This is a genomic window from Pseudomonas sp. rhizo25 (genome assembly GCF_031931935.1).
Lineage (GTDB): Bacteria > Pseudomonadota > Gammaproteobacteria > Pseudomonadales > Pseudomonadaceae > Aquipseudomonas > Aquipseudomonas synxantha.
This window is the reverse complement of sequence record NZ_JAUJXA010000001.1, coordinates 371,354-385,930: the sequence shown is the minus strand read 5'-3', so window position 1 is coordinate 385,930 and position 14,577 is coordinate 371,354. Positions and strand designations below refer to the sequence as shown.

The 14,577-nt window shown below is 58.3% G+C and carries 21 protein-coding genes; 15 read left to right on the top strand and 6 right to left on the bottom strand.

What is annotated here, in order from left to right; translation table 11 throughout:
* Positions 1-35: 35 nt before the first annotated feature.
* The 11 genes from QZR30_RS01860 to recX all read left to right on the top strand — a co-directional run bounded on the left by QZR30_RS01860 (position 36) and on the right by recX (position 6,454).
* On the top strand, positions 36-962 hold the full coding sequence (locus QZR30_RS01860) for a pyocin knob domain-containing protein (protein ID WP_311902880.1): 927 nt from the start codon (positions 36-38) through the stop codon (positions 960-962).
* Entirely contained in the window at positions 959-1,315 is a 357-nt protein-coding gene (locus QZR30_RS01855; RefSeq protein ID WP_311902879.1) for a hypothetical protein, read from the top strand. The genes QZR30_RS01860 and QZR30_RS01855 overlap by 4 nt, the downstream gene beginning before the upstream one ends.
* Positions 1,308-1,520 carry a hypothetical protein gene (locus QZR30_RS01850; protein WP_057021857.1) on the top strand — a complete coding sequence of 71 codons (213 nt, stop codon included), beginning with the start codon at positions 1,308-1,310 and terminating at the stop codon, positions 1,518-1,520. Before QZR30_RS01855 ends, QZR30_RS01850 begins: the two co-directional genes overlap by 8 nt.
* Before the next feature lie 68 nt (positions 1,521-1,588).
* Complete coding sequence (locus QZR30_RS01845) at positions 1,589-2,683, top strand: hypothetical protein (protein WP_057021858.1); 1,095 nt, start codon at positions 1,589-1,591, stop codon at positions 2,681-2,683.
* Entirely contained in the window at positions 2,680-3,033 is a 354-nt protein-coding gene (locus tag QZR30_RS01840; RefSeq protein ID WP_057021859.1) for a hypothetical protein, read from the top strand. The genes QZR30_RS01845 and QZR30_RS01840 overlap by 4 nt, the downstream gene beginning before the upstream one ends.
* Entirely contained in the window at positions 3,026-3,217 is a 192-nt protein-coding gene (locus tag QZR30_RS01835; protein ID WP_057021860.1) for a hypothetical protein, read from the top strand. Before QZR30_RS01840 ends, QZR30_RS01835 begins: the two co-directional genes overlap by 8 nt.
* On the top strand, positions 3,214-3,765 hold the full coding sequence (locus tag QZR30_RS01830; protein WP_311902878.1) for a glycoside hydrolase family 19 protein: 552 nt from the start codon (positions 3,214-3,216) through the stop codon (positions 3,763-3,765). Before QZR30_RS01835 ends, QZR30_RS01830 begins: the two co-directional genes overlap by 4 nt.
* Positions 3,753-4,253, top strand: coding sequence for a lysis system i-spanin subunit Rz (locus tag QZR30_RS01825; RefSeq protein ID WP_311902877.1), 501 nt, complete (start codon positions 3,753-3,755; stop codon positions 4,251-4,253). The genes QZR30_RS01830 and QZR30_RS01825 overlap by 13 nt, the downstream gene beginning before the upstream one ends.
* Positions 4,254-4,335: 82 nt before the next feature.
* Positions 4,336-4,836, top strand: coding sequence for a CinA family protein (locus tag QZR30_RS01820; RefSeq protein WP_059397979.1), 501 nt, complete (start codon positions 4,336-4,338; stop codon positions 4,834-4,836).
* 83 nt (positions 4,837-4,919) lie between these two features.
* On the top strand, positions 4,920-5,978 hold the full coding sequence (recA, locus tag QZR30_RS01815) for a recombinase RecA (RefSeq protein ID WP_005785454.1): 1,059 nt from the start codon (positions 4,920-4,922) through the stop codon (positions 5,976-5,978).
* An 8-nt stretch (positions 5,979-5,986) separates the two neighbouring features.
* Positions 5,987-6,454 carry a recombination regulator RecX gene (gene recX, locus QZR30_RS01810; protein ID WP_034118389.1) on the top strand — a complete coding sequence of 156 codons (468 nt, stop codon included), beginning with the start codon at positions 5,987-5,989 and terminating at the stop codon, positions 6,452-6,454.
* A 62-nt stretch (positions 6,455-6,516) separates the two neighbouring features.
* Here the strand turns inward: recX and QZR30_RS01805 are convergent, their stop codons facing one another.
* Both QZR30_RS01805 and QZR30_RS01800 read right to left on the bottom strand, forming a co-directional pair.
* Positions 6,517-7,629, bottom strand: coding sequence for a TIGR00730 family Rossman fold protein (locus QZR30_RS01805; protein ID WP_056847464.1), 1,113 nt, complete (start codon positions 7,627-7,629; stop codon positions 6,517-6,519).
* Between the two features lie 293 nt (positions 7,630-7,922).
* Complete coding sequence (locus QZR30_RS01800) at positions 7,923-8,357, bottom strand: PA3611 family quorum-sensing-regulated virulence factor (protein WP_043048893.1); 435 nt, start codon at positions 8,355-8,357, stop codon at positions 7,923-7,925.
* Between the two features lie 179 nt (positions 8,358-8,536).
* On the opposite strand from QZR30_RS01800, the gene QZR30_RS01795 reads away from it, so the two are divergent.
* The 3 genes from QZR30_RS01795 to QZR30_RS01785 all read left to right on the top strand — a co-directional run bounded on the left by QZR30_RS01795 (position 8,537) and on the right by QZR30_RS01785 (position 10,597).
* Positions 8,537-9,256 (top strand): tRNA-uridine aminocarboxypropyltransferase, encoded by a 720-nt coding sequence (locus QZR30_RS01795; RefSeq protein ID WP_311902876.1) that lies wholly within the window; start codon positions 8,537-8,539, stop codon positions 9,254-9,256.
* Between the two features lie 252 nt (positions 9,257-9,508).
* Positions 9,509-10,159 (top strand): response regulator transcription factor ErdR, encoded by a 651-nt coding sequence (gene erdR, locus QZR30_RS01790; RefSeq protein ID WP_311902875.1) that lies wholly within the window; start codon positions 9,509-9,511, stop codon positions 10,157-10,159.
* Positions 10,160-10,234: 75 nt separating this feature from the next.
* The gene (locus QZR30_RS01785; protein WP_043048897.1) at positions 10,235-10,597 is read left to right on the top strand and encodes a diacylglycerol kinase; all 363 of its coding nucleotides are present in this window, start codon (positions 10,235-10,237) and stop codon (positions 10,595-10,597) included.
* A 3-nt stretch (positions 10,598-10,600) separates the two neighbouring features.
* On the opposite strand, the gene QZR30_RS01780 is transcribed toward QZR30_RS01785, so the two are convergent.
* The gene (locus tag QZR30_RS01780; RefSeq protein ID WP_010212678.1) at positions 10,601-11,527 is read right to left on the bottom strand and encodes a LysR family transcriptional regulator; all 927 of its coding nucleotides are present in this window, start codon (positions 11,525-11,527) and stop codon (positions 10,601-10,603) included.
* A 125-nt stretch (positions 11,528-11,652) separates the two neighbouring features.
* Here QZR30_RS01780 and fpr point away from each other — a divergent pair, with 125 nt between their 5' ends.
* A complete protein-coding gene (gene fpr, locus QZR30_RS01775; protein WP_003172178.1) occupies positions 11,653-12,432 on the top strand; it encodes a ferredoxin-NADP reductase in 780 nt (259 codons plus the stop codon).
* A gap of 182 nt (positions 12,433-12,614) precedes the next feature.
* On the opposite strand, the gene tsaA is transcribed toward fpr, so the two are convergent.
* From tsaA to QZR30_RS01755, 3 genes are all read right to left on the bottom strand, one after another.
* Positions 12,615-13,310, bottom strand: a complete 696-nt coding sequence (gene tsaA / locus QZR30_RS01765; protein WP_046071234.1) for a tRNA (N6-threonylcarbamoyladenosine(37)-N6)-methyltransferase TrmO — start codon at positions 13,308-13,310, stop codon at positions 12,615-12,617.
* 3 nt (positions 13,311-13,313) lie between these two features.
* The gene (locus QZR30_RS01760) at positions 13,314-13,775 is read right to left on the bottom strand and encodes a DUF1456 family protein (RefSeq protein ID WP_056847463.1); all 462 of its coding nucleotides are present in this window, start codon (positions 13,773-13,775) and stop codon (positions 13,314-13,316) included.
* Between the two features lie 68 nt (positions 13,776-13,843).
* Positions 13,844-14,554, bottom strand: coding sequence for an rRNA pseudouridine synthase (locus QZR30_RS01755; protein ID WP_311902874.1), 711 nt, complete (start codon positions 14,552-14,554; stop codon positions 13,844-13,846).
* Between the last annotated feature and the right edge of the window lie 23 nt (positions 14,555-14,577).

Genomic DNA, 14,577 nt, shown 5'->3' with positions numbered 1-14,577 from the left:
CCAGCGGGATAGGCGGAGACACTTCGCGTAGTGCGATGACCAAGATCAATGCGATGACCTATGAGCTTTACAATGGTTATACCTTGGCAAAAGCCAATGGCTGGGGAGGGACTACCCCCATCGCCATGCAACCCACCGAAAGTGCCGATAACTTACCTATTGTGAATGGGCTGTTCATGTTCGGGAATGGTGGTATCTCCCTGCCTTACCCTTACGTATTCATTATTCAGGTGCTCTCCGGCTCAGGTGGGTATGTGCGGCAAATTGCCTATAGCCTGTTGGAAAATATGACCTGGGAGCGTCAGTTCTTGCAGGGGGCCGCAGCGGGCAAAGCCTGGACGCAAGTTATCAAGGCGGGTGATTTTGGCGTGGGCGGTGTCGTCAGGATACTGACCACCAGTGCGGACGCATTGGCGGCCACTGGGGAGTACTACGGCAATAATATTCCCGGCCCCAACGGTCCTAACAGTTACGGTTTTTTGTCGCACAAGTATTTGTCGGCCATGTACTCCACCCAAGAGTGGGTCAACCCCGACACCACTAACACAGCGTTCAGGCGAGTCAATGCTAACGGCACATGGACAGCATGGGCGCGTCTGTACACCGGCGCCAATGCCGAGGGCGATCCAGTATCGGGTCTCGGGTTAATGAATAAAACAGTGGTAGGCGGTTGGAATATCAGCAAGTACATCAACGGCCAGATCTGCATTCAGGGCTATAGTCCGGTCAGTGCGGTATTGCCACCTAATCAGCCTACGGTGGTGACGGTTGCTTTGCCGGTAGCAATCGTATTGGGCAGTGGCAGTGTTTATGTAAATCCGCAGCCTCAGATGACTTATGAACATTTCGGCGCGTTGAACTGCTACGTCAACGGGACCAGTGCGGTGGACATCATCATCAGAAATGGCTCGACAGCTCAAAGTTTCCAAAACGCCGTGACTGTATGGGGAGCCTGGAAATGATCAGGATCAAATTGTTTCCCTTCTTGACGGATGAGCCGCTGAAGGTCTCTGTGCACGATGAAGTGATCACGGTCAATGGTCGGGCTTTTGATCTTTCGGTCATCCCGGACGGATACCGCCTTCTGGCCAGTGCCATGGACAGTGACTGTTTTGTCGATACCGTCGCACGTATCGACGGCGACCTGACCCTGACGCTTAAGTTGCCGGTCAAGTGGGATGACCCGCTGTGGCTGCGAAACCCGGCGGAGCCTGGGATCATTGAGGTGATCTCTAATGGGCCAGTTGACGTACCCACCTCGGCAATAACTGAAGAGTGGTCAGCACCCTCCCTGGAAGAGGTGATCCATGATTGATGTCAGCCAGTTGCAAAAAATAAAGAGCGCCCAGGAGCTGGAAGATGATCTCGCCCTGGATCAGGCCCATGGCTACCTCAGGGACAGTGACTGGTATGCGTTGGCGCAGATGGAGGAGGGCATTCTCATGCCTGCCGACATCCAGGCTGCTCGCAATGCGGCACGCGCCACGATCTACCGGCTTGGTGAAAAACATCTGCCCTGAGAATGACGCAGATACCCCGTACCCGCTTTTTAGCGGGTTTTTTATTGCACTGACTATGGAGAGTCCACATGGCACGACAGGAAATCAATATTGGTGCGGCACCCACTGGCGTCGGTGGTGACACACCGCGCAGCGCCAGTATCAAGATCAACGCAATGACCCAGGAGTTGTTTGCCCGCCAGGCTCAGTTGGGTACGGCAGCCACTCAAAACGTGGTGACCGGCAGCGACGACTTCACCCCAGGGCGGGTGTCAATGATGGGGCATGCAGGTTGGGGCAGCACACCGATTTCAAAACAGCCCACGGATGATGCCAATGAGTTGCCTCGAGTCAGTGGTCTGTTTCAATTCGGCAATGGCGGCATCAACCTGCCTAACCCGTTTGTACAGATTCTGCAGGTTGCTAACTCCGGCGGTTATGTGTGGCAAACCGCGAAGGCCATGCTCGATGAATCGGTTTTTACTCGGGGTCGACGTGGCGACGGTCTGTGGTCTCCGTGGCGTGCCGAAATCAACACGTCGGTCTTCGCCCTGGGGACCGGGCCAGGTGCAACACCGGGGGAGTTGATTGGGTTGTCGGCGGCGCAAACAGCCTCGCCGAATAAAGCCAATACGGGTCTGTACAGTTATTACGGTCACCCGGACGGAGTGCCGGGGTTTACTGCAGTCAGTGTGCTGTCCCAGGCCTGGGGCCATGATCCGCAGTGGCGTGCGCAATTGTCCATGGCGGTATCGGGGGATGGTATCCACTTTCGCCAGTTCAGTGTCAACCCAGGCGCGGCTGCGCCCAACTGGCGCAGCATTCTTCATAACGGCAACGCGATTTCCGGGGTGCTCAATGCTGGCCCTTCGGGTGCTTTGCCAATTAATTCCGGGCTGATCGAGCGTGGTGGTGCGCTCGATAACTGGTACTTCCGCTTTGCCGGCGGCCTGCAAATCTGTCAGCAGCGGTTTACCGGCTATACCGCTGGTGTCACGCGCAACGTTGCATGGCTGGCGGCTTTCGCGGACACGCCTGTGGCGGTGTTCCCCAACATTTACCCGTCGGTTGACTGGGACATGTCGGCCAGGTGCTACGGCAATAGTGGTTCCTACTTTTTTATGTCCGACCGGACGCTGAACAATATCGTGACAGTGACGGCAATCGGGAGATGGCACGCATGATTATTCACCACGTTCCTTTTCGGCCTCTTGGCACCGCTATTCCCACGACGGCCATCGTCGAAGGCGAAACACTGATCCTGAACGGCGAAAGGATTGATCTTTCACTGATCCCTGACGGGATGACCCTGCCCATGTCCGCCATCGGACATGAGTTGTTCGCAGGGCCCGTCAGTCGTCGCAACGGTGAGATCGAGTTGACCTTGAAATTGGCCGTTAACGCAGGTGCACCAGCTTATATGTGGCAGAACGGCAGACTCCAGGTATCGGCCGGGCCCGTTCCTTTCCCGGTTGAGCCAATTGATCCGCCCACCCACCTGGCCAAACCTGTTGAGGGTCTGAACGATGTTTGATCTGTCGAAGTTGGAAAAAAACCAGACACTGCAAGACCTCCAGGCGCAGGCGGACTCCCGTGAGGCCCGCGCTTATCTTGCCTCTACCGACTGGTACAGCTTGAGGTTCCTTGAGGAAAACACACCCATACCCGAAAATGTTCTGGCGGCCCGGGCGGAGGCGCGTGGCAAGGTCCTCACATGACGCTCGAGCAGCTCCAGCAAATGTTCCCGAATGCCCGCTCTCAAGCGGGCATTTTCATATCTGCTATCAATTCGGCCATGCTGAATTGGGACATCAACACGCCCAAGCGCATCGCCGCGTTTCTCGCCCAGATCGGCCATGAGTCCGCCGAGCTGCGCTACGTCCGAGAACTAGGCAGCGATCAATACCTCAGCAAGTACGACACCGGTAACTTGGCCGCACGCTTGGGTAATACCCCCGAAGCAGATGGTGACGGTCAAAGGTACCGGGGCAGGGGGCTGATCCAGATCACGGGGCGTCGCAATTACCTCGCTTGCAGTCAGGCACTGTTTGGTGATGATCGCTTGTTGAGGCAACCCCATTTATTGGAACAACCGCAATGGGCCTGTGAATCCGCCGCCTGGTTCTGGCAAAGCAACGGGCTCAACGAACTGGCTGACAAAAACCAGTTCACCACCATTACCCGGCGTATCAACGGCGGACTCAACGGCCTGGAGGACCGCTTGCAGTTGTGGGCGCGGGCGAAGGCGGTGCTATGCGTTTCCTAAGTGTGTTGCGGTGGATCGGCATAGGCCTGCTCATGGCGCTGGTGTGGCAGTTGCAGGCCTGGCGATATGGTGCGCAGCTGGAGCATCAGGCCGCGTCCCATTTGCAAACGTTGAACCAGCAAAACCAGGCGGCGCTGAGCCAGCAGAGGGCGGAACAGGAAAAGCGCCTGGCCCTTGAGCAACAACTCAACGCCAACGACCGCCAACACACCCAGGAGTTGAACGATGCCCAACGCAACCAAACTGCTCTGCGTGACCGTCTGGCCACTGCTGATGTGCGGTTGTCAGTCCTTCTCGACGCCGCCGATTCCGCCAGTGGCTGTACAGTGCCAGCCACTACCACCGCCGGCAGCCTGGTTCATGCAGCCCCGCGAGCCAGACTTGACCCGGCGCATGCTCAGCGAATTATCCGCATCACCGACGACGGCGACAGCGCCCTGATCGCCTTGCGTGCTTGCCAGGCGTATGTGCAGGCCGTCGCGCGTTAGTCTCTTGATGCACTCCGTATCTTGCATGGTCGATAAGCTCCTGTAGGGTAGGCGAACCCCTCGCTCATTCCTGGAGAAGACCGTGAAGGAAATCACTCAACTGGCTGCCGACCTTGGTCGTCGTTTGCAGGTGCTCAATGCTCACGTCACCACTGCCGAGTCCTGCACCGGCGGCGGGATTGCCGAGGCCATTACGCGGATACCGGGCAGTTCGGCCTGGTTCGAGGCGGGCTATGTCACCTATTCCAACCGGCAGAAGACGCGGCAGTTGAACGTGCCGGAAAAACTTTTCTCCAAAGTAGGCGCCGTCAGCCAGGAAGTGGTGGAGGCAATGGCCCGTGGCGCGCAGGAAAAAAGCCTGGCGCGATTTGCCGTGGCGGTCAGCGGTATTGCCGGCCCGGATGGCGGTTCGCCGGACAAGCCGGTCGGTACTGTCTGGCTGGCCTTTGCAGTGGGTGACGAGGTCACGGCCGAGCTTGCGCACTTTCCCGGCAGCCGCGATGACGTCCGCCGACAAACGGTAAAGGCCGCGCTGGAGGGCTTGTTGCGACGAGCTGCAGCAGAAATAGAAAAACAGGGGTAGGCGATCCCGGATCTTTGTGGAACAATACTGTCTACTTATACAGGTGTTGGCCGTCAGGCCTTATTGATTACGTGAGGACTTTAATGGACGACAACAAGAAGAAAGCCTTGGCTGCGGCCCTGGGTCAGATCGAACGTCAATTCGGCAAGGGTGCCGTAATGCGTATGGGCGATCACGACCGTCAGGCGATCCCGGCTATTTCCACTGGCTCTCTGGGTCTGGACATCGCGCTCGGCATTGGCGGTCTGCCAAAAGGCCGTATCGTTGAGATCTACGGTCCTGAATCTTCCGGTAAAACCACCCTGACTCTGTCGGTGATCGCCCAGGCGCAAAAGATGGGCGCCACCTGCGCATTCGTCGACGCCGAGCACGCCCTGGACCCTGAGTACGCCGGCAAGCTGGGCGTCAACGTCGACGACCTGCTGGTTTCCCAGCCGGACACCGGCGAACAGGCCCTGGAAATCACCGACATGCTGGTGCGCTCCAACGCCATCGACGTGATCGTGGTCGACTCCGTGGCCGCATTGGTACCCAAGGCTGAAATCGAAGGCGAAATGGGCGACATGCACGTGGGCCTGCAAGCCCGCCTGATGTCCCAGGCGCTGCGTAAAATCACCGGTAACATCAAGAACGCCAACTGCCTGGTGATCTTCATCAACCAGATCCGTATGAAGATCGGCGTGATGTTCGGCAGCCCGGAAACCACCACCGGTGGTAACGCGCTGAAGTTCTACGCTTCGGTCCGTCTGGATATCCGCCGTACTGGCGCGGTGAAGGAAGGTGATGAGGTTGTCGGTAGCGAAACCCGCGTCAAGGTTGTGAAGAACAAGGTGGCTCCTCCGTTCCGTCAGGCGGAGTTCCAGATCCTCTACGGCAAGGGTATCTACCTGAACGGCGAGATGATCGACCTGGGCGTGCTGCACGGTTTCGTTGAGAAATCCGGTGCCTGGTATGCCTACAACGGAAGCAAGATCGGTCAGGGCAAGGCCAACTCCGCCAAGTTCCTGGCAGACAACCCGGATATCGCCGCCACGCTTGAGAAGCAGATTCGCGACAAGCTGCTGACCCCAGCGCCGGATGTGAAAGCTGCCGCCAACCGCGAGCCGGTTGACGAAATGGAAGAAGCCGACACTGACATCTGAAGCAAACGATGACTGTGGTACTGGATACACTCGTCGCCGTTCGGCGCACTGCGATGGACCTGCTCGCTCGCCGCGAGCATGGTCGAGTCGAGCTGACGCGTAAATTGCGTCAGCGCGGCGCAGAGCCTGAGATGATCGAAACAGCCCTTGACCGGTTGACGGAAGAGGGGCTGTTGTCGGAAGCCCGTTACCTTGAAAGCTTTGTGTCTTACCGCGCGCGCTCTGGTTATGGCCCAGCGCGAATTCGCGAAGAGCTGAGCCAGCGTGGCCTGCAACGTGCCGATATCGACCTCGCGCTACGTGAATGCGGTATCAGTTGGCAGTCGCAGTTGGAAGACACCTGGCGTCGCAAGTTTGCCGGTCACCTTCCGATAGATGCCAGGGAGCGTGCGAAGCAAGGTCGTTTTCTGAGTTATCGTGGGTTTTCCATGGACATGATCAGTCGCTTGTTAAGCGGTCGAGATATGGACGATTGAACGCTACAAAACAAAAGGCCCACTATGAAAATAGTGGGCCTTTTTTTTCGCCTGCAATAAAGTCACGCGGGTTCTGGCGTCACCCGTTGCTGCGTCTTGCCCTGAGCCTGCGCCCAGTTTTCCGGGAGGTTGATGTAATCCACCAACTCTCGTAGCCGCCCCTGATCGCGGCCATTGAAGTTGAACACCAAGCGGGTCAAATGACTGAATCGCGGTTCGTCGTGGTCTTCACCTGTATAGGCGAGTTGCTGGAACTCACCACTGAGCCGCAGGCTGGCAAATTCTTCCTGCAAATGGGCCAAGGCATGGTCGCTGAGGGGATGGTGCATGCGCACCACAAACTCACGCTTCAACCAACGGGTAGAGTGGAAGTTGGCGTAAAACTGGTTGATTTCGTCCACCGCTTCCTCGGCGCTGTAGACCAGGCGGATCAGCTTGAGGTCGGTGGGCAGGATATAGCGATTGGCCTCCAACTGGCTGCGGATAAAGTCCAGGGCGCCTTGCCAGAAACCACCACCAGGTGCATCCAGCAGTACCACCGGCACCAGCGGGCTCTTGCCGGTCTGGATCAAGGTCAACACTTCAAGTGCCTCATCCAGGGTACCGAAACCACCCGGGCACAGCACCAGCGCGTCGGCTTCCTTGACGAAGAACAGCTTGCGGGTAAAGAAGAAGTGGAAGGACAGCAGGTTTTCGGTGCCATCAATGGTCGGATTGGCGTGCTGTTCAAACGGCAGGGTGATGTTGAACCCCAGGCTGTGCTCCAGGCCCGCGCCCTCGTGGGCTGCGGCCATGATACCGCCGCCGCCACCGGTGATGACCATCAGGTCCGAACGCGCCAACGCAGCGCCCACTTCTCGGGCTAACGCATACAGTGGGCTTTCCACAGGTGTGCGTGCCGAGCCGAATACTGTCACCTTGCGCCGCCCCTTGAACTGTTCGAGTACACGAAAGGCGTGGTCCAGTTCGCGGATGGCGCGCAGGGTGATCTTGGCGTTCCAGCGGTCGCGGTCGTCCTGGGCCATGCGCAGGACGGTGAGGATCATGTCGCGATAAAGGGGGATATTTGGGCTATTAGGGGCGATCAGCTGGATTTGTGCGTCGACCTGCTGCGTGAGGTCGGTCCCGTTTTCTTCAAAATGACGAAGCAACTGCTCATTCGATTCATAAGGCATTCAACTTCTCCTTCTTTACAGGGCCTGGGTAGTCGACGAGAGCGTCGTCGGGGCCACGACACTGCATGTGTCGCGACATGCCGCAGGAGGGCAGGCCTTTCTTGCCCTGAAGGTACTACAGAACAGCATTGAAACTGCTGAGGATGGGCGTATGGGATGATTTGATCATGGGCCGAAAAACCCTTGGCTGGCAACCGCTTATTGGTCACCCATCACGAAGTTCGGTTGTTGGCAGGAAACGCCGCGGTGGTGTACGCGCTGCCGGACAGCAGCGCGTGAGGATTCAGCAGTCGTTACTTTTTCTTTTTTGCCGGAGCCGGGCAGTCGGCTTCTACGAACTTGACCGATGCCACAGGACGGTTGGTCTTGTTTTCAGTGATTTCGTAGCGCATCACCGCGCCCTTGGCCATCAGCTCGCGATAGCCCGGGTTGGTGCACACACTGCGGCCCAGCTGGAAGTACACAGCCTTGGGGTTGGCGCGCATCTGTTCGGCGCGATCAGGTAGCACGCTGAGGTGATCAATCAGCTGCATGCCTTCGACGGTGTAGGCCACTTCCAGGGTCTTTTCATCGATTTCCCGGGGCAGGTCCTTATTGCTTTCAGCCGCGACGCTTTGCAGCTTCCTGTTCATTTGAGCCTCCAGCAGCGAGGCCGCATGGGCGCCCATAGGCAAGGCCAACGCAAGGGCGACGGATGGGGCAACAAGGCGCAGCATGGAACGCAGCATTAAACTCTCCTGATTCGGTTACTGGTGCATAGACCAGCCACTGCGCTGTGCGTTCAGTGGCGCGCAATTATAGGTGAGCCCTTGCCACTACAGCCAGGCGTATCGCTGGTAAACTGCGGGCACTTCTGTTTTTCACGAGTTTGTTCCGTGTCGATTTCCTTTTCTTCGCCGCGTGCCCGATGAGCCACGCCGTTTCCCGCTTGCGCACCCAACGCCTGGCGCGTGCCATCAGGCCGTTTCTCAATCGTGGTTCCCGGGCTGAGCGCTGCCCCGGCTGTCGGGTGATTCCCGAATATTGCTTGTGCGCCTTGCGGCCCAAAGTCGCGGCCAAGTCAGCCATGTGCCTGCTGATGCACGACGTTGAACCGATGAAGCCGAGCAATACGGGCTGGCTCATTGCCGATGTAATCGGCGACACCACGGCATTTGCCTGGTCACGTACCGAGGTAGATCCTGATTTGCTGACGTTGTTGGCTGACCCGCAGTGGCAGCCATACATTGTATTTCCCGGCGAGTTTGTGGCGCCGCAACGGGTGGTCAGTCAAGTCCGCGTGGAGGAGGGCAAGCGTCCGCTGTTTATCCTGCTGGATGGCACTTGGAGCGAAGCGCGCAAGATGTTTCGTAAAAGCCCCTACCTGGAGCATTTGCCAGTCCTGAGCCTCGCCCCTGAGCAGTTATCGCGCTACAAGCTGCGGCGTTCCAAGCGTGATGACCATTTCTGTACTGCCGAGGTGGCGGCGCTGTGCCTGGAGCTGGCCGAAGACTTGACTGCCAGCGAAGTGCTGGACGCCTACCTCGATGTATTCAGCGCCCATTACCTGGCAGCCAAGTTCCAAATGCCCTTGGACCCGATGGACGCTGTCCATATGCGCCTTGCACCCTATATACCGGCAGCCTAGCCAGACGACGTTTGCATGATGGCACCCTGAACCCGCAACCCGCTAGAATGCCCACGGGCGTAGCGCTTGACCCTCCAGGCTGCGCTGGGCATGCTGGGCGCCGATTGGGGCGCAACCGTGAATGCTCGACGTCATTACATGTGTTTTTGGCGTTGGGCGAGCCCTGTGGCGATAGCTGCCTGGCCGTCGCCTTGTGTATTGGTGAGCCCTGAACCCATCAAGGCTCCCATAAAAAACAGGATCATTTAACCAATGGCCACATACGAAATCCTGATAGCCGATGACCACCCGCTGTTTCGCAGCGCACTGCATCAGGCGGTAACCCTGGGCCTTGGTCCTGATGTACGCCTGGTCGAAGTGGCCAGCATTGCCGAACTCGAAGCCCGCCTCACCGAAAAATCCGACTGGGACCTGGTATTGCTCGACCTGAATATGCCGGGCGCCTACGGTTTCTCGGGCCTGGTGCTGCTGCGCGGGCAATACCCACAAATTCCTGTGGTGATGGTTTCGGCCCAGGAAGAAGCCGACGTGGTTGTGCGCTCCAAGGAGTTTGGTGCCAGCGGTTTCATTCCCAAGTCCAGCGCGATGGAAGATATCCAGAAGGCCGTGCGCGCGGTGTTGGATGGCGCTGTGTCGTGGCCACCCCAGGCGTTTGAAGAGATCAATGTGTCCGAGGAGGCCAAGGCTGCCCGTGATGGTCTGGCCAGCTTGACCCCCCAACAATTCCGCGTGTTGACCATGGTCTGTGAGGGGCTGCTGAACAAGCAGATTGCCTACGAGCTGAGCGTGTCCGAGGCGACCATCAAGGCACACGTGACAGCGATTTTTCGCAAGCTGGGGGTGCGTACGCGAACCCAGGCCGCGCTGCTGTTGCAACAACTTGAGTCAATTTCGCAGCATTAAGTTACAACCGCTTCACGCTTTTTTGACTTTGCGTGATCTAGCTTCCCCACTTCTTTGGTTCAGTTGCCTACATCTATGTCGCCTTTCAAGGGTCAAACCGGTATCAAACGTATCTTCAATGCAGGGGGCTATTCCCTGGATGGCCTGCGCGCGGCTTTCACTGGCGAGGCGGCATTCCGTCAGTTGGTGTTGCTGAACGTTATCCTGATCCCAGTGAGCTTTTTCCTGCAGGTCAGCCGGGTTGAGCGGGCACTGCTGATTGCGGTGTGCCTGTTGGCGTTGATCGTCGAGCTGCTCAACTCCGCGGTGGAAGCGGCTATCGACCGCATTTCCCTGGACCGCCACCCCTTGTCGAAAAATGCCAAGGACATGGGCAGCGCCGCGCAATTCGTGGCGCTGACCATGATTACCCTGGTGTGGGCCGTGATCCTCGTCTGAGCATCAAGCGATACTCGGCAGTACGATCTCGTCGCTGCGCTGCACCCCCGCGGTGAAGGCGCGGCACAGCTCCAGGAACTCGCGCATGGCCGAGGTCTGGTACTTCTGCTTATGCCAGATGAAGTAGAACTGCCGGGCCAGGTCCAGGTCCGGGGTTTCCACGGGCACCAGGCTGCCACGGCGGAACGCATCGCGTAGCGCCAGGCGCGAAATGCAACCAATCCCCAAACCAGATTCCACTGCCCGTTTGATCGCCTCGGTGTGTTCCAGCTCCAGGCGGATATTCAGCGCGCTGCGGTGATGACGCATGGCCTGGTCGAAGGTCAGGCGCGTGCCCGAGCCTTGTTCCCGCAGGATCCAGGCTTCATGGGTCAACTCGTCCATGCTCGCCACGCCACGTTTGGCCAAGTGATGCTGCGGCGCACAAAACACCACCAGTTCGTCCTCCACCCAGGTTTGCACCTCGATATCCGGGTGGCTGCAGTCGCCTTCGATTAGACCCAGGTCAATTTCGTAGTGCGCCACCTGATGCACGATATGCGCAGTGTTCTGCACGTGCAGCTTCACTTGGCTCTCGGGGTGTTGCTGCATAAAACTACCGATCAACAGCGTCGCCAGGTAATTGCCTATGGTCAGGGTGGCGCCGACCGCCAGGGAACCGAAGCCGGACTTACCGTTGAGCAGATCCTCGATCTCCTTGGCCTGGTCCAGCAACGCCACGGCCTGGGGCAGCAGCTGGTGGCCGAGGGCGTTGAGGCTCAGGCGTTTACCGGCGCGGTCGAATAATTGGCAGCTGGATTGACGCTCCAGCTCGGTGATCGATGTGCTGGCGGCAGATTGAGATAAGGCCAGAAGGCCAGCAGCGCGGGAGACGCTTTCCTGCTGGGCGACGGCGACGAAGACTTGCAGTTGACGGAGAGTAAATCGCATATCGATATAACCGATAACCCTTATCTTAATAATCCAGTTAACAGATATTGTCGCCGCCATTAGAATGCTGTGCAATTGCGCATCTGTATCTTTGGCGCAGACCCATTTCCAGGAGTCCCCCGTACATGAGCAACATGAACCACGAGCGTGTCCTCAGTGTTCATCACTGGAACGACACTCTGTTCAGCTTCAAGTGCACCCGCGATCCGGGCTTGCGCTTCGAGAACGGTCAGTTCGTGATGATCGGCCTGCAACAGCCCAACGGCCGCCCGCTCATGCGTGCTTACTCGATTGCCAGCCCAAACTGGGAAGAGCATCTGGAGTTCTTCAGCATCAAGGTGCCCGATGGCCCGCTGACTTCCCAATTGCAGCACTTGAAGGAAGGCGACGAGATCATCATCAGCAAAAAACCGACAGGCACCCTGGTGCTTGACGATTTGAAGCCGGGCAAGCACCTGTACCTGCTCAGCACCGGTACTGGCCTCGCGCCCTTCATGAGCGTGATCCAGGACCCGGAAACCTACGAGCGTTTCGAAAAAGTGATCCTGTGCCACGGCGTGCGTTACGTCAACGAAGTCGCCTACCGCGAATTTATCACCGAGCACCTGCCGCAGAACGAATTCTTCGGCGAGGCCCTGCGTGAAAAGTTGATCTACTACCCCACCGTGACCCGCGAGCCGTTCGAAAACGAAGGCCGCCTGACCGACCTGATGCGCAGCGGCAAGCTGTTCAGCGACATCGGCCTGCCCCCGATCAACCCCGAGGATGACCGCGCCATGCTGTGCGGCAGCCCGAGCATGTTGGACGAGACCAGCGAAGTGTTGAACAGCTTCGGCCTGAAAGTTTCGCCACGGATGCGTGAGCCGGGTGACTACCTGATCGAGCGTGCGTTCGTAGAGAAGTGACTTCGGGTCACTTGTAGGAGCGAGCTTGCTCGCGAAGGACGTCAACGATAACGCTGGCATCTTGATTCAACGCGGTGCCTGTTCGTTTTTCGCGAGCAAGCTCGCTCCTACAGTTGAATGCGTTTGCAAAGAAAAGCCCGCGTTGCCTGTGAAGGCAGCGCGGGCTTTTTCGTTTATGCGATTTACTGCGCCGCAACCACTTCCAGCACACAAATCAGCCCGGGTTCCGGGTAGTGCCAGCGCACATCCACATCCCAGAATTGTGCTCCATACTCCCGTTCGGACGTAGGCACCTGGTACGCCGGCCGCGGATCCTGCGCCAGACACTGCTCAATCAGTTCCACCAACGGCTCGCCGAGGCGCTGAGCGTGGCCTTGCGCCTGTTGCAGCGCAGTCTTGAGCCACTGCACAGCAATCAGCTGCGGCGCGCTGCTGGCGATGCTGTTGGTGGCGCTGTCGATCATGTCGGCATAGGGCACATACGGTTTGATATCCAGTACCGGAGTGCCGTCGAGCAGATCAATCCCGGATATCCACAGCCGCCCCGGCTCCACCTTGTCCAGCTTCACCACCGACTGCCCAATGCCATTGGGCCGATGGGTTGCACGGGTGGCAAACACGCCCATGGACGTGTTGCCACCCAAACGTGGCGGGCGCACTTTCAGGCGCGGCTTGTCTTCCAGGGCCTGGTGAAACAGAAACAGCAGCCACACATGGCTGACCTGCTCCAACCCCTGCACCGCCTCACCCTGGTCGAACGGCGCCACCAACTCCAGTACGCCACGGGCAGCCGGTGCCAGTTGCGGTTGGCGCGGGATGGCGAACTTCTCCTTGAAGCAGGAGCGTACGAAGCCGACGGGCGAGACCTGGTAACTCATGGCTTAAGCGCGGACCCGCAGGGTCAGGCCCTTGAGGAAATTACGCAGCAACTGGTCGCCGCACGGGCGGTAATTGGTGTGACCGAACTTGCGAAACAGCGCGCTCAGTTCAGGCTTGGACACCGGGAACTCGGCTGCCTTGAGGATTGCATGCATGTCGTCTTCTTTCAGCTCGAAGGCCACGCGCAGCTTTTTCAGGATGATGTTGTTGGTCACCGGGGTTTCAATCGGCTGCGGCTGACGGCTTTCGTCCTTGCCGCGCTTGAAGATCACCAAGCCATCGAGGAAGTGGGCCATGACCTCATCCGGGCAGAACACGAAGCCTTCTTCCTCATCTTTCTTGAGGTAGGTCAGCAGGTCTTCCTTGGTCACGTCCATGCCGCCGAGCTTGATGATCTCGACCATCTTGTTGTCGCTGATGTCGAGCATGTAGCGCACGCTGCGCAGTACGTCGTTGTGAATCATGGTGGGCAATCCTGGTTTTCAACGGTGGACACCGCCCAATCAGGCGGTGTCGGGAAAGGGCGAACGACTTAGAACTTCTCTTTACCGAACAAGTAGCGCCATTGGCCAACTGGCACCTTACCGATGGACACGCCGCCGATGCGGATACGGCGGATGGCGATGACTTTCAGGCCAACCGCTTCGCAGAACAGCGCAATCACACCGGGTTGCGGGTTTTTCATCGCAAAGCGCAGGCGGTTTTCGTTCTGCCAGCTGGCTTTGACGGCCGGTAGCTCTTTGCCTTTGTAGGTCAGGCCATGGTTCAGGCGGTTGAGGCCGTGGGCAACCATGTCGCCTTCGACTTCTACCACGTACTCTTGCTCGATCTTGGCGGCATCGGCGGTCAACTTGCGCAAAATCTTCCAGTCCTGGGTAAACACCAACAGGCCGCTGGCCTTGGCTTGCAGGTCGGCACTGGCGGTCAGGCGCAAAAAATGCCCCTTGAGCGGGCGCTTACTGAAGCGGTGTTCTTCGGACAGTGTTTCAGCGCTGATCGAGGCCATGGCGGTTTCAGCATCCATGCCTGCCGGTGCATGCAGCAGGATAGTGACCGGCTCCGGAGCGGTGGCTTTAGCCTCCGGATCCAGCTCGACTTTCTCGGTCGTGACCTTGAACTGCGGCTCGTCGATCACTTCGCCGTCCACCGAGACCCAGCCGCCTTCGATAAACAACTCAGCCTCCCGACGGGAGCAACCGACCAGTTCGATAAGGCGTTTGGAGAGGCGTATGGGGTCAGTCATGACAAGGGCCGTAACAAAAGGGG